Genomic DNA, 17,806 nt, shown 5'->3' on the forward strand with positions numbered 1-17,806 from the left:
AATCAGACTGCTGGTTTTGCTGCTTTATGTATTTTGCGGCAATACCAGATCAACGCTGCACCACCGAGTACCATTAATGAAGAGATGATTTCTGCCTGGGTAGGATGAAATCCGAAGATATCATACTTTGTATTTACCCTGATCTTCTCAATGAAGAAACGCTCCATACCATTCATAATCAGATATATACCAAAGATAACACCCGGTACTGTCACTTTTTTGCGGATGGCATACAGCACGCCAAATAGTATCAGGCAGGCAATGATCTCATATAAAGCGGTCGGATAAACAGATACAGGCAATACACTACAGTACTTACCGGTACAACCAGCCATCTGAACCCCTTCGTTAATTACATTATGAGGATATCCGTAGGCAAAGAACCAGTCAGGCAGAAAACTCAGACCGGAAGGTTTTGTAAAGGGCGCATGCGGTATATGTTCCAAGCTACCATACTGTCTTGCAAAGAACTGTTCACTCGCTTTTACTACATCCTGGAATTTAGACGGATCAGCAGGTACTACTTTTCCGGCAGCATCTGTAACATAGCTACTGTTGTAAATACCCCAGTCGCCATCACCGGAAAAGTGACAACCCATACGTCCTATACCATATGCCAGCATCAGCGTCGGAGCTGCACTGTCTATCAGATGATATACATTAATACCCTTTTTTGAAGCATACCGTATAATCACTACAGCGGCAACGATCAAACCACCGTAAAATGTAAGTCCGCTGAAAGATAACAAAGCGCCTATAGGATCCTGTACAAACTCATTCCAGTTTTCCAGGTTGTGAAAGATCTTAGCACCGAGCAATCCGCCTACCGCTGCCATTACTGTAATGTCAGGCACACGCTGGTGAGGCATAACGATGATAGTCTCCTCTTTCGGAGTTGCCTTCTCTTCCTTCTTGCCGGTACGGTATTTCATATATCCGAACACGCCGGCCAGTATAATACCGCCTAACACGTTTCCGCGGGTAGATAACATATATGATTGCAGATCCTGAGAAGCTTCTGCCCATTCGGTAACGAGACCTAATATTTTATGTCCTAAAAGAAAGCCAAGTGCTGCATGTACAAGTATTTCCGTTGTACCTACGGGTTTACCGGTAATGATTGTTTCGGGTACCCCTTTCAGCCATCCTAATTTTTCTCTTCTTTTCAATTCTGCAGTCAGCACGTAAGCGCCCGCCAGAAAGGCAATTGCAACAAAGAATCCAAAAGTCTGGAGGAGTTTTAATACAGGGATTTCTAGGCCCAGGAGGTCTTTAAATGCGTAATATAGATTAGGATACATAGCCAAAAAAAATTGGTGATCTGAATTTTCCTATGAACAAAGCCGAATTAGTCAAACGGAAAATCAAACCACCAAAGTAAGCTGTAAAAATTACAAATTCCAAATCATAATCCCTTTTTCTATTGTGTAATTAATATATTAACAACCAACAGTAAAAGGATTATGATCCGGAAGGTGTTTTAGCAATGTTGTGCAAAAGCGTCCACCAGGTTCGCTGCGATCATCTGCGCAGGACGTCCCTCAATCATGTGGCGCTCAATAAAATGAACCAGCTGGCCATCTTTAAATAAAGCGATCGCTGGAGAAGACGGAGGATAAGGCAACAGGTGAGAACGAATCTGCTGTATTGCCGCCAGATCAAAACCTGCAAAGCTGGTAGTTAATCTGTCTGGCTTTTTCTCACTGTGTGCAACAGCCATTAAAACACCCGGACGAGCGCTACCTGCAGAACAACCACAAACGGAGTTGATCATAACCAGTGTAGTACCTTCCTTTTTCAATATCTCATCTACTTTCTCCGGCGTAAGCAATTCTTCAAAACCATTATCTGTCAATTCTGCCTTCATCGGCATTACTAGTTCTGCTGGATACATATAACTACAATTTTTTTTGTTCGATAGTTTTCACAAAGTTAATCATTCAGGAGATAAATAGAAAAACATGAATGAATATGACTATATGTCATTAAAAAACCATTCGTTGCGACAAAAAGTCCGATCAAAAGACCTCTTTTCTAGCAAAATAGCAGTTTTTGTGCCATGGTATTCTGTTTGCTTATACCTAATCGTTCAAATTTAAAAACAAACTCAAAAAATTATAAACTATGACATTCGTAAAATTCAACCAGGCTCCAGCAGTAAAATCATTCGGCGGTTTAGTAGAAGATATCTTTAATAACGCCAACAAATTCCTAAAAGATGACTATCAGACCAACGATTTTTATGGCGCTTATCCTCCGGTAAATATTACAGAGAATAAGGAAAGCTACCAGGTAGATCTGCTCGTTCCTGGCTTAAACAAAGAAGATTTCAAGATCAGCCTTGAAAACAAAATCCTGACTATCAGCGCAGAAAAAGTAGCAGAAGCGAAAGACGAAAATCAGAAACAACTACGCAGAGAGTTCAGCTTCCGTTCTTTCAAACGTTCCTTTACATTGAATGAACAAGTGGATGCTGAAAAGATCCAGGCGAAATATGAAAACGGCGTGTTGAAATTGCAATTGGCGAAGAAAGAGAAAGTGCAGGATGCAGCAAAAGCAATTGTGGTTGAATAAGTGTAAGGTTGATTCTAAATTAGTGTAAGGTTGGATAACGTGTGAAATCCCCTCTTTTCCGGAGGGGATTTTTTATTTATAAGATATCGCCGTCTCCCCAATAATTCACACGAACGTTTAAGAGTAAAAATATATTTAAAGGATAATTTGCTCATATAACCGTATGGCTATGCCGCAGTTGATGAGCAAAATTTATTACATCGCAGTTAATGCTTACCGCAATCTTGAGAATGCAGTGATAGGCAATATTTTATACATTACTACCGATTCAAAAGACAGGTGTAATACCCGGTTATTATTTGACTATCTCTTCTTCCATTTGGTGCTGTTGATTCCCAAATACCTCATAGGACTCTATGCACGGAATACAACGGAACTGTTACTAAATACCTCTTTCCTATTTACCCTGGTAGGCTGTTTATTATTATTAAGGAAAGGAACCCCGGTTAAAACGGTAAGTGTATTGGCCGCCTTTCTGACACTGATACTACCTGCAGCCTGTTCTTTCCTCAATAATCAGGACCTGTCGCCGCGCTATTCCATGGTCTGGATCGTGAGTATACTGTTCTGTTATATTGCTACCAACGCTACTGCAACGCTGGCACTCGGAGCTACTTTGTGCGGATACCTTACGCTGGTCGCCTGGGTACAGGTCAACCAGATACCGGTATACAGCACTCCCGGCTTTACACACGAACAGAGCCTGATTTTCAATCCAATCATCACCGGTCTGTACATACTTTTCCTGATCCGGGTATTAGGAGCACATTATAAAAATATCTTCATCACTGAACATGAGCGCACGCTGCAGAAACAAAGGCAGCACTCCTCACTATTAAGTCAGCGGCTGACTAAGCAGTTCATCATACTTAAAGGGCTATCCCGCTCCGGTAAGTCCAAATACATGGATGGTAACAAAGAACTGCTGGAAGCTTGTCTGGTGGAGATTGAGAAGCAATGTGAATCTGCCATTAGCTACCTCGACGATGACTCAGCCAGTGAAAACTAAAGCCAAGCTCGTAGGGTACACTTCTGTGTGAGCAGTTTCAGAAAATGGTAAAATAGTGTTAGGAAAATTACAACTTTCGGGTATTTCCCACCATTATAAGCCGTCTTATCTTTGTGATGTAAACAACAGGGTCCTTTTTTCCCTATACACCGACTGAGTCTTTTTTCTCCCTATACACCACAACCTCTTTATCCCTTCTTTTTAGTCTTATTTCCCTTTATGCTTTGATGGTAAACCTATGCCGTGGAATGGCTCTTCTTTGCATAAAGGGGAGCCAGTTTTTTTTCCATACTACAGTAATTGCTTTATACTCCCTTCATGTTTTAATCCATAGTGCCGTCTGAAGGGCACTAAAAGGGCACCTGGATATCCCGGGGATATTGAAGTGCCCTTTTGGTGACCTTTTGGTGAACCAATAATATGAAGATCTAAGCGAGATTAAACCAATAATCCTGGAAAAGCGTTGCCATAAATTGATCACCTACCAGGAAAGGCACGAAAATACCTCGTGACCAAATGAGGCATAGTGGTCAGCTGTTTGGATAAATAATTTCCTTGAAGCCCGGAAACTGATATAAGGTACTCATTGTCAATCGAATGACCAATGAGCATAGTACCTGCTGCTGAATCTGGCACCTGCATGCGTTATTTTGATGACTGGAGGAGGTAGAAAACGGGTAGGTCAAGGCATACCAGCCAGGCGCTGAGGCGAATCAAGTAGTAAAGCAGTAGGATCGGCTTGCATACTACTATCTGCACCGGGTATAAAAAAGAAACCCCGCGAAAAATCGCGGGGTATTTCAGTGGATTACTAACCCATTTTTTTAATAACCCAAAATCTTTAACATACTCTGGGCAGTTTGCTCTTTGGCGTATAGCCAGTCTTTCAGCTGCCCGTTTTTGTCATATCCTACGATCACATGCTTCGGGGAAGGTATGAGGCAGTGTTTAATACCGCCGTAACCACTCAGTTGATCCTGATAAGCGCCCGTATGGAAGAATCCGATGTAAAGAGGTTCTTCACCAGCGAGCTTCGGCAGGAACACCGCATTGATGTGCTCTTCTGAAGTATAAAAGTCATATCCGTCACACGTCAGACCGCCCAGATGGACCTCCTGATATTCCTGGTCCCATTTATTAATAGGCAACATCAGGAACTTTTCTCCGATACCCCAGGTATCGGGGAGGGTGGTAATGAAGGAGCTATCGATCATATACCAGTTTTCTCTGTCGTTCTGCATTTTCTCGCCCACTACGCTGTAAATTACCGCGCCACTCTCTCCTACTGTAAAGGATCCAAATTCGGTATAGATATCCGGAACCGGCACTTTGTTCTTTTTACAAACACTCTTGATGTTGGCAACGATTTCATTTACAATGTAGTTATAATCGTAGTCGAAACCGAGGGAGTGTTTGATAGGGAAACCGCCGCCTATATTGATACTATCCAGCTCAGGGCAGATCTTCTTTAGCTGGCAATAGAGGTTCAGCACACGGTTGAACTGGCTCCAGTAGTAAATATCATCTTTAATACCCTTGTTCATGAAGAAATGCAGCATTTTCAGCTCAAATCTTTCATTTCCCTTGAGTTTATCTACATAAAACTCAAGTACGTCGCGGGAGCGGATACCCAATCTGGATGTATAAAAGTCAAAGGTTGGTTCTTCTTCTGCAGCTATACGCAGACCAAGTTTCACCTTATCCTTTGCACGTATAAATTTTTTATAGTCTTCCAGTTCTTCCTTGTTATCCAATACTGGAATAACATTGCGGAAACCGGAATTGATCAGACGAGCAATCGCTTTGGTATATGGTTTGGTTTTATAACCATTACATATAACGAAAGTATCCTTGTTGATCTTCTTCCTTTCATACAGCTTTGTAATAATGTCAATGTCGTATGCAAAGGAAGTCTCGATATGAATACCATGCTTCAGGGTTTCCTCCATGATGAAGGAAAAATGCGAACTTTTGGTGCAATAACAGTAGTAATAATTCCCATCGTACCTGTTCTTCCTAATTGCATCCTGGAACATTTTCTTTGCCTTGTTGATCTGCATTCCGATTTTCGGCAGATAAGTCAGCTTGAAAGGTGTGCCATATTTGTCTATCAAAGCCTTGATATTCACCCCATTAAACTCCAGGTAATTATCCTGAACGTCAAAACCTTCCTGAGGAAATTCGAAGGTTTGGTTAACGAGATCTGTGTAGGTGCTGTTCATTTAAACCTATGAAACATTTTAAGGATTAGTAAAAAGCCATCACAACCCTCGCTGGAAAACTCCTGGTTTACACACCTACGTCAGTTCGAAACCCAGCAAAATTGGTTGCAAAGCTAAATATTTTGTCTAATTGGCCGGGCAAAAACTTTCTTTTTTTTTTAGACGATTAAATATTACGCTAAAACCTTACGTCTGAATATATTAGTAGGTTATACACATAATATTTTGTCGTTATTTAAGCAGTTCCAGACTACGTTTTCCTTCACAGAAAATGAGGTCCAGAATGCTCATATCCGGCAGGAAACCTACACGGTCCTGAAACACCTGGGTGTATCTGACTGTACCTTCTTCCACCTGTTTGTCTCCGGGGCGGATGATATCTCTTGCATCTGTTACTGACAATTCCGGTGCATAGGTCTTATGGTATTCTTCCGTAAATGTTACAGGAGTAGATACACCGATCACCTTGTTGGCCCACTCAAAGCATTGCATATTCCAGTCAAGCAAAAATGTTACCTGTTTTTCATAGAGGCTGCCGAGTTCTTCTTCATAGTATTCAAACCAGGGCGAGCGGCGGTAGGCAGATACCAGTGTTTTCCAGTGTAAAGCCTGCCACTTATCCACATTACTGATACGCACATCTTTCATGATAGTACGTTGATTTTTTCCACGGGCAAGGGGCACACTGAGCAGAATGCTCCCATTAGGCCCTGCTATATAACAACGGTTACGAAAGCTGACTTTCTGGTAATGTTCGTTCTTCTCAATCAACAGTTTTTCGTGATCGGTTAGTGCCTTATAAAATGAGATATTCGGAAAGTACTGTGATTCAACGAGTAACGTCTTCTTATTTGCCTCAGCTGCCATGTCGTGTATATTGGTAATTTTTTGCTTGGTTATGCAGCCGCAAATTTACTAAACTAATTAGTAGCTTTTATGGACAATTTCCAGCGGGAAAGCAGTGCTATTATGAAATATTAATGGGTGATTTTAAAGAGGTTAAAAGTTTCCTAATTCCTGACCACTGCTTTTGACTTATCTGCCGTTTGCCGTAGGTTTGTTAAAAATTCTTCATGAAGTTTTTCAGACTAGGCGTTATCGTGCTGGCAATCTGGGGTATTGTAAGTTCGTGTGAGAAGGCGAAAGATCTTGAATTTGTGAGGGTAGCAGGCGTCAACTTTGACAATCTCGGCTTTTCCAAAAGCATTGTGAGACTGACTCTCGCCTATTACAACCCTAACAACTTCAAACTGAAGCTGAAGGATGCATCTTTCGACCTGTTTATGGATGACAACCTGGTTGGCCACTCCCTGCAGGACACGATGATTGCGATACCTGCCAGGGATACTTTCTATTTTCCGGTGAAGCTGGAAGTAAATATGGAAAATGTCTTCAAAAATGCTTTAGGAGCACTGATGAATAAAGAGGTGACTATCAAGGCGACCGGCAATTGTAAAGTTGGCAAAGGCGGAGTTTACCTGCCCTTCCCTATCAAGTGTGAAACAAAACAGCCACTCAAGTTTTTCTGATCATAACCGTGTAAAAACTAAAAAGGCCTCGTTGCGATGCAATCGAGGCCTTTCTTTTTCTTAATGCACTCAGAAGAACTGACTACTTCTTGATGTGACCACCATCTTCCGGCTTTTTACAGCAGGTTGGCAGTTTTTTATAAGCTTCTTCCTCGGCAGTAACATTGTCTGCGTCGTACCCTGCATTAGCAATAGCAGTTTTTACATTTTCAATATTAGTACGATCACTGAAGAATTTAACGGTTGTAATACCTTTCTTGAAGTCTACTTTAGAAGTCTGTACGCCTTCTTCTCTTGAAAGGTATCTTTCTATGCGATTTTTACATTGCTCGCACTGCACAGTCGGGGTAGCGATTTTAGCTGTTACCAGTGTACCCTTTTTAGTCTGGGCCATAGTAACGCCGATACCCGCAAATAATAATACTAATACTAGTTTTACGATACGCATAATTTTCTTTTTACGACCCTAATATAACGAATACTTATTAACTGACAGGACGTTTTGGGAAGAACGGTTGCTTATATAGCAGGCGTTGCATTCCATTTATCCGGAGCGCTTCTCCAGGCTTCCAGGGTAGCTTGTTCATCAGCAGATACCATACCTTTTTCTACTGCCAGCTCTATCAATGCACTGTAGTTACTCAGTGAATAGTAGGGTACATTGGCAGCTTCAAATGCTTTTACTGCTACGTCAAAACCATAGTTGAAGATAGACACCATTCCAATCACTTCACCACCCGCTGCACGGATAGCGTTTACTGCCTCAAGGCTGCTTTTTCCTGTAGAGATCAGATCTTCTACTACTACAACAGGCTGTCCTGGCTGTAATACACCTTCAATAAGGTTACCCATACCATGTTCTTTCGCCTTTGCCCTTACATATATAAAAGGCAGTTTCAGCTGGTCAGCTACCAGGGCTCCTAAAGGAATACCGCCTGTAGCTACACCGGCCAGTACCGCTGCATCCTGGAATGTTTCAAATACCACATTACACAACTCTGATTTTACGAAGTCGCGTACGTAAGGATAAGACAATATCTTACGGTTGTCGCAGTAAATAGGTGATTTCCAGCCAGATGCCCAGGTAAATGGCTCTGACGGACGCAATTTTACCGCCTGTATCTGCAGCAGTTTCTCTGCTACCTGTTTTTCGCTGATCTTACTCATAGTAAGCAAAAATAGTTAATTACGGATTACATTTGCGCCATGCAAACAGATACAGTTATTTATCTTAACGAACGCCCGCTGCTGATTACGGCTACCCATCAGGGTATTCCTGAAATATACAAAGGTGCAACTTTGTATACAGAACCGGACGCTGCTACAATAGAATCGGTATTACAGGCCCTTGAGACAGGCAAATCTGAAGCTGCTATCTTTATTCATCCCGATGCACCGGCCCTGGTGGACAAAGTAAAAGGATATTTCCATGTGCTGGTAGCAGCAGGTGGATTGATTACCAACCAGGAAGAAGAAGTATTGCTGATGTTCCGCCGTGGAAAATGGGACCTGCCAAAGGGTAAGCAGGATGAGGGAGAAAACCTTGAGACAGCTGCTATCAGAGAGGTAGCAGAGGAAACCGGTCTTCATAATGTAGTACTGGAACATAAGATCTGCGAAACCTTTCATTTTTATACCTGGAAAGAAAAACGCACGCTGAAGCATACTTACTGGTATAAGATGAAATTTACAGGTACCGAGCTGACCGTACCGCAGATAGAAGAAGATATTATAGATATACAGTGGATCAAACCGGAGCACCTGGGCAAATACCTGAAGTTCTCCTATCAGAACATTGTAGATGTGTTTACCAAAGAAGGTTACGCAGTATAAATTAATACAATGGGGCTTAGTGCTGTGGATAACGGCATTAAGCCTTCCTGTCCCGCACTGCTACCGTTAACCGGCTGATACATACCAGTTTATTATCATCATCGCAGATGCGGATATCCCAGACATGTGTCGTAGACCCGATATGAAGCGGTTTGGCTATTGCATGTACATACCCTTCCGTTACTCCCTTTACATGGTTTGCATTGATATCCAGCCCTACGCAGATTTGTTTCTTAGGATCAATTATCAGGGTGGAAGCGACACTGCCTACGGTTTCAGCCAAGGCTGCAGATGCGCCGCCATGTAATAAACCGTATGGTTGTTTAGTCCTTTCATTCACAGGCATAATCATCCGCAGGTAGTCCGGACCAATCTCAGTGAATTCCATGCCCAGGTGTCCGGACAAGGTATTAATGCCACTTTCATTCAACTGATCCAGGGAAATATTCAGGGAATGCCATATCGGTTTCATGGGCGATAACAAGTTTGTATGAAAAATGGTTAAGGTTTGATCTGCCGGATGATAGTATCAGGCAGCAATTTTGAGGCATCGCCGCCATATCGTAATACATCTCTGACCAGCGAGGAAGCTAATGTGGAGTAATGAGGAGAGCAGCTGAGGAAGATCGTTTCTATCTCTGCGTCCATCATCCTGTTTACATCAGCAATTGATTTTTCGTATTCAAAATCTCCGATACTACGGATACCGCGAAGGATGAACCGGGCACTTATCTCCTGGCAGGTTTTTACGGTCAGGCCTTCGTAAGATATAACTTTCACCTTTGGCTGGTTACTATAGATCTCGCGGATCCATTGCATACGCTGCTCCAGGGGAAACATGGGGGTTTTGGCAGAATTTACACCTACACCAACCACAATTTCATCAAATAGGTCGAGTGAACGGTCTATAATATCAGTATGTCCTAGCGTTATCGGATCAAATGTGCCCGGAAATAAGCAAATGCGTTTCATGCCTGTTTATTTTTTCAGCTCCTCCCTGTTGATGAAGATCGAAAATATAGTAGTACCGTAATTACGTTCAGAACGGTAATATGAGTAATTCTTGTAGTTATTGCGTGGTGTATGTTCCAGTACAAACCATCCTTCAGGTTCCAGCAACTGTTTTTCAAATATGATCAGTGGTAGCTGGTCGATGGTAGTCAAAGCATAAGGAGGGCCGGCGAAGATAAAGTTAAATTTCTCCGTACACTGCTCCAGATATTTGAACACATCCATCCGCTGGAGTTTCAAGGGAACTTCCAGTGATTGGGCGGTCTTTTGTATAAAATCGGCCATGTTCGGATCTTTCTCCACAATAGTCAGATCTGTTACCCCTCTTGAGGCCAGTTCGTAACTAATACTGCCTGTACCACCGAAGATATCCAGTGTTTTCAGACCTTCAAATTCCAGGTTATTCTCCAGGATGTTGAATAAGCCGCCTTTGGCAATATCTGTAGTTGGTCTGGTGTGCGGCATATTTGCTGGCGGCTGAAACCGCAATCCTCCCTTTTCTCCTCCGATTATACGCATAACGCCATCGCATAAAGATTATTAAAATAATAGCCTGGTATCTCTTCCATTTTCGGAATATACCAGAAACCCGACAAACGCGGCATCCATTCCAGTTTAGGAATGAAACGGCGCAATTCCTCGTGTATTTGTGAGTCGGATGTAACTGCCCCTCCTACTTTCACTTTTACCAGTTGTTCATCAAGGCCGGTCTGACGTAAGATGTTCACCAGATGGTATACAACATCCAGGCCTGTCTGGCTGGACACATCCTGTTGAATAAGCAGCTTACCGAATCTGAAGATAGTGAGGGAGAACTTATGTTGTTGAATATCAACGTAAGCTACACCATTGAGTTCCAGGAAGTCATTGTCGAAGCGGTAAGACTTCAACAGGCCTGTATTGGCATGGATTACTTTATCGGTTGAAAACTCTTTCCTGAGGAAGCCCATTACGTCTTTATCCACTGAATAGATATTAACCAGCTGCTGTTCGGATATTACATCAGCCAGCACCAGTTCCTGGGTCTGTTCAGGATATATAACGTGCAGATAGTCTTTTTTCAGTGACGGATTGTAGTGTTGTTCGGGCACTAATGTACTATTAACACCGTCAAAAGCCAGTTGTACCAGGCTGAAGTTGGTGAACAGAAGTTTGTCTGCATCGAATATCTGTTCAATCATCTGCAGATCTGCCGTAGCAGTTTTCTGAGGCAGAAAATGATAAGATTTCAATGCCAGGAACTTTTTCGCGGCCGGATTATATACTACATAACTGAAGGTACCTTTTCCGATCAGAACAAGCAGCTGGCAGGAAGTAAGATCCGTCTCGAGCAGAGAAGCATCATCCGCAGCAAAGGCAGGATGAATTTTATAAGACACAGACATTATTAATACATTAGATATGGCACAATAATAACCAAAAAACGCGACTTTTGCTCCTATGCAGTTTGAAGTAAACACGAGGCAGATCATAAAAATTGCCGCCCCTATATCCCTGGCTCTCATTATTCCACAAATAAATCACATGACAAATACAGCTTTCCTGGGGCGCCTGGGGGAGTTAGAGCTTGCTGCTAATGGAATTGCCGGTATTTATTACCTGGTTATGTACATGGTGGCCTATGGACTTAACAACGGGTTACAGGTACTGATTGCACGCAGAGCGGGCCAGTTGAACATAGCAGGTATCGGACAGTTATTCTCCAATGGCATACAGCTGGGACTGGGTTCATCATTTCTGGTGATTGCGCTGACACTATTTCTGGCCCCATGGTTTTTTTCAAAAAGTCTTCATAATGAGCATATCTACGAAGCAGCTTTGTCATTTATCCGTATCCGCATCTGGGGTATTCCCTTTCTGATGATGTTGAGTATGGCTAATGCATTTTATATTGGGAGTGGCAACTCTAAAGTATTGGCAGTGACCTCTTTATGCCAGGAAATGGTGAATATTGGCGGAGACTATCTACTGATCTTCGGTAAATTCGGACTGCCCGCCCTGGGGTTAAATGGTGCAGCTATAGCCTCGGTACTGGCAGAATGTACGGGGATGTTTGTGGCTTATACTATCCTTTTTGGCAAGGGGTACCATAAACGGTTCTCACTGTTTAGTTACCTGAAACCTTCCTGGGATATCATGCGGAGCATCCTGACTATTTCAGCGCCATTAATAATACAGTTCCTTTTTAGTATTGGCAGCTGGTTCATATTTTTCATCTTTATTGAACATTTGGGAGAGCGCCCGCTGGCAATCTCAAATATGCTACGCAGCATCTTTGGATTCTTTGGAGTCTTTACCTGGGCACTGGCTTCAACCTGTAATACAATGGTAAGCAATGTGATCGGACAGGGAAAGTCGGAACTGGTCTTCAAAGCGATCCGCAAGATTGTGGGAATCAGCTTATTGTGTACGGTGATAGTATGTATTCTGGTAAATCTGTTTCCTTATACACTGCTGCATATCTATACCAATGACAAAGAACTGATCAGCGAAGCAATACCATCCGTGCGGATCATCACACTTAGTACATTGCTAATGGCAGTGTCGGGGGTAGTATTAAGCGCAGTAACAGGTACCGGCAATACACGGATCAACGTCGCCATTGAGTTTGCCGCAGTAATCGGCTATCTGGTATATTGCAGTATTGTGGTAGAACGTTGGCGCAGTCCGCTGCATATAGCATGGCTGGCAGACTTCTTCTACTGGACTATTATATTGCTATTGTGTGTGTTATATCTGCGGAGCGGCAGGTGGAGGTCAAAATCTATCTGACAATCACTCCATACTCTCCAACATCTTCTTACAATTAGCCTTAATACCCGGGTCATCCTGATAGATAGGGCGTAAGGTTACTGCTTTCCGGAGTACTTCTATAGACTTTTCCAGTTCTTCCTTGTCTTTATAAGCTTTAGCAAGATCCTGGTAATTAACGAGGTATGATGGGTCAAGTTTCCGGCATCTTTCAAAGTTGGAGATGGCATTATCAAGTGAGCCTTCAGGAAGACCGCCAAACAGGACTTTGGCAGCAGCCTTTTCGAGCGCGTTCATATTGGCCATATCATAATTGAGCCTGCCAAATATATAATAGGCCTTTGCATAATTCGGGTTGAACTTAATAGCTAGTTCGGCATACCTTTTTACTTCCTTATAGGCAGCTACTTTATCTTTTGCACCCATTGTCGTTGCTGACCGTCCCAGTGCCACAGCCATAGCATAGTTAGCTTCGGGATTCTCAGGAGCGAGTTTTATGGCCTGATCTGCATAACTTTTGGCTTCGGAGTAGTTGCGGGATTTCTCATCTTTATCGGTTGATCGGCTACCTTCACGTGCAGTAAGTTCACTGGCACCTGTAAGTGCAGCAATATTTTCGGGCTGTACTTTCAGCGCATCTTTATAGAGGGTAAGCGCTGCTGGTTCTTTCATCTTTTTTTCAAGCTGTCTCGCCTGATCTACCATTTCATCTGCAGTCTGAGCGTAAGAGATTGTAGTAAAGAGGACTAGCGCAGCGGATACAAATACCTTCTTAAACATAGGACGGAAGTTTTCACATGTTAATTAAATAAATTTAACGCTTCTCAATAGAATAACCATACCGTACATGTATTAAACTGACAGCGTTATAAAGTAAGTTGGAGGGCTACTAATTAATAATTCTTTTCGAGCGTAACAATAGAGTTGCGGATGGACGCGCCCATAGGAGGATTTAGTTTCTTGAGAGAAACAATGGAACGCTGAATTTCGGGATACTTCTCTTTCACAGCATCGCTGATGTCATACACCACCTGTTCAAGCAGTGGCTGTGGAATAGCCATGATCTTTCTGACAATATTGTATAGTCCCTGGTAATTGACAGTTTCTGATATACTATCAATATGCCGGGTACCGGGAATGGTAACAAAGATATCTACAATGAAATCATTGCCGAGAATACGTTCTTCCGGGTAAAGACCATGAAAGGCGCGGAAAGTAGCTTGTTCCAGACCAACAGTTAACATGAGAAAAGTTAGAATTAGGCTTTGAAAATTATGGCCAGGCAGACATATGAATAGCTGGCAACTATATATTCTGGCAATAAAGAATTTGATGACAATCTGTACAAGTAATGGTAATGCCCCGGCGTATCTGCAAAAGTAGTAACCTACAATGCTTAGCATAATAACCAGAAATTAAGAATCAGGTACCAGAAGATTGAGTATTAATTCCTGATGGCTGATTCTTAATTCCGGATTTTATCTTTAGAAGTCCTGTGCTGCTAAGTATCTTTCTGCATCCAGCGCAGCCATACAACCACTACCAGCGGCAGTCACAGCCTGGCGATAGATTTTATCCTGCACGTCTCCGCAGGCGAACACGCCTTCCAGGTTAGTACGGGAGGAGCCAGGAACGGTTTTAATATAACCTTGTTCATCCAGTTGCAGGTAGTCTTTGAAGATACCTGAGTTAGGCTGGTGTCCAATTGCTACGAAGAAGGCACTTACCGGAACGGTTGTTTCTTCATTCTTGGCAGTGTTGAGCAGTCTCACAGCTTCTACCTTGTTTTCACCCAGAACTTCCTGAGTTTCAGTATTCCAGTAGACGATGATATTGGATGTTTTAAGTACGCGATCCTGCATTACTTTGGATGCCCGCATTTCATGACGGCGAACGATCATATGAACGTTGCTGCACATTTTAGAGAGGTAGAGAGCTTCTTCAGCAGCGGTATCACCGGCACCGACGATAGCGACTTCCTTACCACGGAAGAAGAATCCGTCACATACAGCACAGGCAGACACACCGCTACCGTTCAGACGTTGTTCTGACGGCATACCAAGCCATTTGGCAGAAGCGCCGGTTGCTATGATGATCGCATCAGCGGTCATTACTTTGGATTCGTCTATTGTTACTTTGTATGGTTTGCTGCTAAAGTCAACAGATGTAGCCATACCGAAGCGGATATCTGCACCCATGCGTGCAGCCTGTTTCTCGAAGTCTACCATCATCTCAGGGCCCTGGATACCTTCGGGGTAACCCGGATAGTTCTCCACTTCTGTTGTGATGGTGAGCTGGCCTCCGGGCTGAATACCCTGGTAAAGTACAGGTTTAAGATTTGCTCTCGCGGCATATATCGCAGCAGTGTAGCCTGCTGGTCCGGAACCTACGATCAATAGATGTACATGTTCCTGTTGGTTAGTTTCCATGCTTACTATGTAAAATTATAATGATGGTTTATGCTTGTCCATATCTTCGGACAGAAACACACTATAATAGAAGGCATTCTCCTAAATGATGTGGTCTGCAAAAATACGGTTCCCCATAAAATAAAAAACACCGGCTATAAAATTACAGCCGGTGCATCTATATAAAGTTATAGATCTATGATTTGAATAGCAACTAAATGCTTATCCTCTTCTTGTCTGAAGTCTTAGCGAGGGATTAACCCAGATAAGATTTCAGTGCTCCGCTGTAGCGGGCTTTCTGCAGCCTTTTAATGGCGCGTTCCTTGATTTGACGAATCCTTTCCTTTGTCAGGTCATATTTCTGACCGATTTGCTCGATCGTTGCTCCATTCTCTCCATCCAGACCAAAGTATGCGTTTACGATTTCCGCTTCACGAGGGCTGAGTGATTTCAGCACACGACGGATTTCTTCACGCAGTGAATCACGCATTACATCATCATCAGTGATATCGCCACCTTCCAGGAGGTCGCCCATTGCTACGTCTTCTGCTTCATGAACAGGAGCATCGAGAGACATATGGCGGGTATTGCTCTGGAAAATATTGTTGATTTCTGATTCTGACATCTCCAGGATCTCTGCTAACTCTTCTGTAGAAGGTTCTCTTTCATTCTCCTGTTCGAATGCCATGTAGGCTTTATTAGCTTTATTATAAGTGCCGATTTTATTCTGCGGCAGACGAACCAGACGGCCCTGCTCTGCTAAAGCCTGCAGTATTGACTGGCGAATCCACCAAACAGCGTAAGAGATGAATTTGAACCCTTTCGTTTCGTCAAATCTCTGCGCAGCTTTGATCAGCCCGAGATTGCCCTCATTAATGAGGTCGCTAAGGCTTAAGCCCTGGTGCTGATATTGCTTTGCAACTGATACTACGAAACGAAGGTTTCCTGTAGTTAAACGTTCAAGAGCCTTCTGGTCACCCATTTTAATGCGTTGCGCCAGTACGGTCTCTTCCTCAGGTGTTAACAAAGGGATCTTTGAAATCTCCTGCAGGTATTTTTCTACCGCCTGCGAATCACGGTTTGTGATCTGGGTGGCAATTTTAAGTTGCCTCATATTGAAAGTTTATTAGTTTATAAATTGAATAACATTAAAAGAATTTTTTTGTTGAGATATTTTAAATAATTATCTTACAACCTATTCCACTCCTCTAACATTATCGTTTTAACAAATTAGCCTGCAAAGATCGTGCTAATACCCCATACCGCCAAATCCTTTTCAAGCCATCTATTTACTATAACAAAGTACTCTATATAAACGATATTTAATAGCCCTTTATTAGGTATTTTCGCCGCTTTAATTAAATTTTAACAATTGAAAAATAATCAACTTCAGATTATTAACTTCACTAATTTATTGTTCAATACATTGCAAATTCTTCAATGATGATTATTGATTTCAGGAGTGATACTTTCACCCGGCCCACTCCCGGAATGCTGGAAGCTATGTCGGCTGCATTAACCGGTGATGATGTATATGGCGAAGACCCAAGCGTGAATCAACTCGAAGCCGCCATGGCGGCATTCTTCGGCAAAGAAGCGGCGCTTTACTGCCCGTCAGGTACCATGAGTAACCAGATTGCCATAAAGGTACATACCCAACCTGGCGACGAGGTGATATGTAGTGACTTAGCCCATGTCTATATATATGAAGGTGGCGGCATCGCATTCAATGCCGGCGCTCAGGTGCGCGCACTGGAAGGTGACAGAGGGATGATTACTGCTGCCCAGGTTGCCGCTGCTATCAACCCTGACGACGTACATAAAGCCACAACTAGCCTGGTATGCCTCGAAAACACCTCTAACCGTGGAGGCGGCTGCTGCTACGACCTTGAAGAGGTAGCCCGCATTAAGAATGTATGCCGTGATAATAACCTGAAACTTCACCTGGACGGCGCAAGACTATTCAACGCGCTCGTAGCCACCGGGGAAAATCCGAAAACATTCGGGGAACTGTTCGATAGTATTTCTGTCTGCCTCAACAAAGGAATGGGCTGCCCAATGGGCTCACTCCTACTGGGGAGCGCAGCTTTTATAAAGTCCGCACGCCGGGTAAGGAAAAAACTAGGCGGAGGTCTCCGTCAGGCTGGCTATATGGCAGCTACCGGACTTTATGCCATGGAACATAACATTGCCAGATTGGCAGATGACCATCTCCATGCCAAGCAGATTGCTAAATATCTGCTGCAAAAGACCTTTGTTGGTCACATGTTGCCGGTTGAAACCAACATCCTCATCTTTGACCTGCAGGGCAGCTGGACACCTAAGCTGTTCTCTGACTACCTGAAACAGGAAGGTATCCTGGTCACCGCAATATCTGATACACAGGTACGTATGGTACTGCACCTGGATGTAACACCGGAAATGGTGGAAAAAACGTGTGCTATCATTTCACAAATGGAATAGTCATGC

The 17,806-nt window shown here is 43.0% G+C and carries 20 protein-coding genes; 6 read left to right on the forward strand and 14 right to left on the reverse strand.

Annotation, left to right across the window (positions count from 1 at the left end):
- Positions 1-2: 2 nt before the first annotated feature.
- On the reverse strand, positions 3-1,301 hold the full coding sequence (locus K1Y79_RS10950) for a prolipoprotein diacylglyceryl transferase (RefSeq protein WP_220250058.1): 1,299 nt from the start codon (positions 1,299-1,301) through the stop codon (positions 3-5).
- 179 nt (positions 1,302-1,480) lie between these two features.
- Positions 1,481-1,894, reverse strand: a complete 414-nt coding sequence (locus tag K1Y79_RS10955; RefSeq protein ID WP_220250059.1) for a BrxA/BrxB family bacilliredoxin — start codon at positions 1,892-1,894, stop codon at positions 1,481-1,483.
- A 230-nt stretch (positions 1,895-2,124) separates the two neighbouring features.
- Here K1Y79_RS10955 and K1Y79_RS10960 point away from each other — a divergent pair, with 230 nt between their 5' ends.
- Positions 2,125-2,574 carry an Hsp20/alpha crystallin family protein gene (locus tag K1Y79_RS10960; RefSeq protein ID WP_220250060.1) on the forward strand — a complete coding sequence of 150 codons (450 nt, stop codon included), beginning with the start codon at positions 2,125-2,127 and terminating at the stop codon, positions 2,572-2,574.
- Positions 2,575-2,755: 181 nt separating this feature from the next.
- Positions 2,756-3,583, forward strand: coding sequence for a hypothetical protein (locus tag K1Y79_RS10965; protein ID WP_220250061.1), 828 nt, complete (start codon positions 2,756-2,758; stop codon positions 3,581-3,583).
- An 824-nt stretch (positions 3,584-4,407) separates the two neighbouring features.
- Here the strand turns inward: K1Y79_RS10965 and K1Y79_RS10970 are convergent.
- Together K1Y79_RS10970 and K1Y79_RS10975 are read right to left on the reverse strand one after the other, a co-directional pair.
- Positions 4,408-5,805, reverse strand: a complete 1,398-nt coding sequence (locus tag K1Y79_RS10970; protein WP_220250062.1) for a type III PLP-dependent enzyme domain-containing protein — start codon at positions 5,803-5,805, stop codon at positions 4,408-4,410.
- Positions 5,806-6,036: 231 nt separating this feature from the next.
- Entirely contained in the window at positions 6,037-6,672 is a 636-nt protein-coding gene (locus K1Y79_RS10975) for a WbqC family protein (protein ID WP_220250063.1), read from the reverse strand.
- A gap of 206 nt (positions 6,673-6,878) precedes the next feature.
- Here K1Y79_RS10975 and K1Y79_RS10980 point away from each other — a divergent pair, with 206 nt between their 5' ends.
- Positions 6,879-7,334, forward strand: coding sequence for an LEA type 2 family protein (locus K1Y79_RS10980; RefSeq protein ID WP_220250064.1), 456 nt, complete (start codon positions 6,879-6,881; stop codon positions 7,332-7,334).
- An 82-nt stretch (positions 7,335-7,416) separates the two neighbouring features.
- Here K1Y79_RS10980 and K1Y79_RS10985 read toward each other — a convergent pair whose 3' ends face one another.
- A complete protein-coding gene (locus K1Y79_RS10985) occupies positions 7,417-7,782 on the reverse strand; it encodes a heavy-metal-associated domain-containing protein (protein WP_220250065.1) in 366 nt (121 codons plus the stop codon).
- A gap of 71 nt (positions 7,783-7,853) precedes the next feature.
- The gene (gene pyrE, locus K1Y79_RS10990) at positions 7,854-8,501 is read right to left on the reverse strand and encodes an orotate phosphoribosyltransferase (RefSeq protein ID WP_220250066.1); all 648 of its coding nucleotides are present in this window, start codon (positions 8,499-8,501) and stop codon (positions 7,854-7,856) included.
- A gap of 39 nt (positions 8,502-8,540) precedes the next feature.
- On the opposite strand from pyrE, the gene K1Y79_RS10995 reads away from it, so the two are divergent.
- A complete protein-coding gene (locus tag K1Y79_RS10995) occupies positions 8,541-9,167 on the forward strand; it encodes an NUDIX hydrolase (protein WP_220250067.1) in 627 nt (208 codons plus the stop codon).
- A gap of 37 nt (positions 9,168-9,204) precedes the next feature.
- Here K1Y79_RS10995 and K1Y79_RS11000 read toward each other — a convergent pair whose 3' ends face one another.
- The 4 genes from K1Y79_RS11000 to K1Y79_RS11015 are packed head-to-tail and all read right to left on the reverse strand — an operon-like array spanning position 9,205 to position 11,557.
- The gene (locus K1Y79_RS11000) at positions 9,205-9,639 is read right to left on the reverse strand and encodes a hotdog fold thioesterase (protein ID WP_220250068.1); all 435 of its coding nucleotides are present in this window, start codon (positions 9,637-9,639) and stop codon (positions 9,205-9,207) included.
- 29 nt (positions 9,640-9,668) lie between these two features.
- Complete coding sequence (coaD, locus tag K1Y79_RS11005; RefSeq protein ID WP_220250069.1) at positions 9,669-10,139, reverse strand: pantetheine-phosphate adenylyltransferase; 471 nt, start codon at positions 10,137-10,139, stop codon at positions 9,669-9,671.
- Positions 10,140-10,145: 6 nt separating this feature from the next.
- Positions 10,146-10,697 (reverse strand): RsmD family RNA methyltransferase, encoded by a 552-nt coding sequence (locus K1Y79_RS11010; RefSeq protein WP_220250070.1) that lies wholly within the window; start codon positions 10,695-10,697, stop codon positions 10,146-10,148.
- Complete coding sequence (locus tag K1Y79_RS11015; RefSeq protein ID WP_220250071.1) at positions 10,688-11,557, reverse strand: DUF3822 family protein; 870 nt, start codon at positions 11,555-11,557, stop codon at positions 10,688-10,690. Before K1Y79_RS11015 ends, K1Y79_RS11010 begins: the two co-directional genes overlap by 10 nt.
- A gap of 61 nt (positions 11,558-11,618) precedes the next feature.
- Between K1Y79_RS11015 and K1Y79_RS11020 the strand changes: the two genes are divergently transcribed.
- On the forward strand, positions 11,619-12,950 hold the full coding sequence (locus K1Y79_RS11020) for an MATE family efflux transporter (RefSeq protein WP_262903168.1): 1,332 nt from the start codon (positions 11,619-11,621) through the stop codon (positions 12,948-12,950).
- 3 nt (positions 12,951-12,953) lie between these two features.
- Here the strand turns inward: K1Y79_RS11020 and K1Y79_RS11025 are convergent, their stop codons facing one another.
- The 4 genes from K1Y79_RS11025 to K1Y79_RS11040 all read right to left on the reverse strand — a co-directional run bounded on the left by K1Y79_RS11025 (position 12,954) and on the right by K1Y79_RS11040 (position 16,451).
- Complete coding sequence (locus tag K1Y79_RS11025; protein WP_220250073.1) at positions 12,954-13,709, reverse strand: tetratricopeptide repeat protein; 756 nt, start codon at positions 13,707-13,709, stop codon at positions 12,954-12,956.
- Positions 13,710-13,822: 113 nt separating this feature from the next.
- Positions 13,823-14,173, reverse strand: coding sequence for a dihydroneopterin aldolase (locus K1Y79_RS11030; protein WP_220250074.1), 351 nt, complete (start codon positions 14,171-14,173; stop codon positions 13,823-13,825).
- 240 nt (positions 14,174-14,413) lie between these two features.
- Positions 14,414-15,358, reverse strand: coding sequence for a thioredoxin-disulfide reductase (gene trxB / locus K1Y79_RS11035; RefSeq protein ID WP_220250075.1), 945 nt, complete (start codon positions 15,356-15,358; stop codon positions 14,414-14,416).
- Between the two features lie 235 nt (positions 15,359-15,593).
- Positions 15,594-16,451 carry a sigma-70 family RNA polymerase sigma factor gene (locus tag K1Y79_RS11040; protein WP_012793808.1) on the reverse strand — a complete coding sequence of 286 codons (858 nt, stop codon included), beginning with the start codon at positions 16,449-16,451 and terminating at the stop codon, positions 15,594-15,596.
- A gap of 326 nt (positions 16,452-16,777) precedes the next feature.
- Between K1Y79_RS11040 and K1Y79_RS11045 the strand changes: the two genes are divergently transcribed.
- A complete protein-coding gene (locus tag K1Y79_RS11045; protein WP_220250076.1) occupies positions 16,778-17,800 on the forward strand; it encodes a threonine aldolase family protein in 1,023 nt (340 codons plus the stop codon).
- The last annotated feature ends 6 nt before the right edge of the window (positions 17,801-17,806 follow it).

The organism is Chitinophaga rhizophila, from assembly GCF_019492185.1.
Classification (GTDB): domain Bacteria; phylum Bacteroidota; class Bacteroidia; order Chitinophagales; family Chitinophagaceae; genus Chitinophaga; species Chitinophaga rhizophila.

Excerpts from the sequence above, each read along its gene's own strand:
- K1Y79_RS11000 (WP_220250068.1), bottom strand. The coding sequence starts at position 9,639 with ATGAAACCGATATGGCATTCCCTGAATATTTCCCTGGATCAGTTGAAT.
- K1Y79_RS11020 (WP_262903168.1), top strand. The coding sequence starts at position 11,619 with ATGCAGTTTGAAGTAAACACGAGGCAGATCATAAAAATTGCCGCCCCT.
- K1Y79_RS10970 (WP_220250062.1), bottom strand. The coding sequence starts at position 5,805 with ATGAACAGCACCTACACAGATCTCGTTAACCAAACCTTCGAATTTCCT.
- K1Y79_RS10965 (WP_220250061.1), top strand. The coding sequence starts at position 2,756 with ATGAGCAAAATTTATTACATCGCAGTTAATGCTTACCGCAATCTTGAG.
- K1Y79_RS11040 (WP_012793808.1), bottom strand. The coding sequence starts at position 16,451 with ATGAGGCAACTTAAAATTGCCACCCAGATCACAAACCGTGATTCGCAG.
- K1Y79_RS10960 (WP_220250060.1), top strand. The coding sequence starts at position 2,125 with ATGACATTCGTAAAATTCAACCAGGCTCCAGCAGTAAAATCATTCGGC.
- K1Y79_RS11025 (WP_220250073.1), bottom strand. The coding sequence starts at position 13,709 with ATGTTTAAGAAGGTATTTGTATCCGCTGCGCTAGTCCTCTTTACTACA.
- pyrE (WP_220250066.1), bottom strand. The coding sequence starts at position 8,501 with ATGAGTAAGATCAGCGAAAAACAGGTAGCAGAGAAACTGCTGCAGATA.
- coaD (WP_220250069.1), bottom strand. The coding sequence starts at position 10,139 with ATGAAACGCATTTGCTTATTTCCGGGCACATTTGATCCGATAACGCTA.
- trxB (WP_220250075.1), bottom strand. The coding sequence starts at position 15,358 with ATGGAAACTAACCAACAGGAACATGTACATCTATTGATCGTAGGTTCC.
- K1Y79_RS10995 (WP_220250067.1), top strand. The coding sequence starts at position 8,541 with ATGCAAACAGATACAGTTATTTATCTTAACGAACGCCCGCTGCTGATT.
- K1Y79_RS11030 (WP_220250074.1), bottom strand. The coding sequence starts at position 14,173 with ATGTTAACTGTTGGTCTGGAACAAGCTACTTTCCGCGCCTTTCATGGT.
- K1Y79_RS10980 (WP_220250064.1), top strand. The coding sequence starts at position 6,879 with ATGAAGTTTTTCAGACTAGGCGTTATCGTGCTGGCAATCTGGGGTATT.
- K1Y79_RS10955 (WP_220250059.1), bottom strand. The coding sequence starts at position 1,894 with ATGTATCCAGCAGAACTAGTAATGCCGATGAAGGCAGAATTGACAGAT.
- K1Y79_RS11010 (WP_220250070.1), bottom strand. The coding sequence starts at position 10,697 with ATGCGTATAATCGGAGGAGAAAAGGGAGGATTGCGGTTTCAGCCGCCA.
- K1Y79_RS10985 (WP_220250065.1), bottom strand. The coding sequence starts at position 7,782 with ATGCGTATCGTAAAACTAGTATTAGTATTATTATTTGCGGGTATCGGC.
- K1Y79_RS10975 (WP_220250063.1), bottom strand. The coding sequence starts at position 6,672 with ATGGCAGCTGAGGCAAATAAGAAGACGTTACTCGTTGAATCACAGTAC.
- K1Y79_RS11045 (WP_220250076.1), top strand. The coding sequence starts at position 16,778 with ATGATGATTATTGATTTCAGGAGTGATACTTTCACCCGGCCCACTCCC.
- K1Y79_RS10950 (WP_220250058.1), bottom strand. The coding sequence starts at position 1,301 with ATGTATCCTAATCTATATTACGCATTTAAAGACCTCCTGGGCCTAGAA.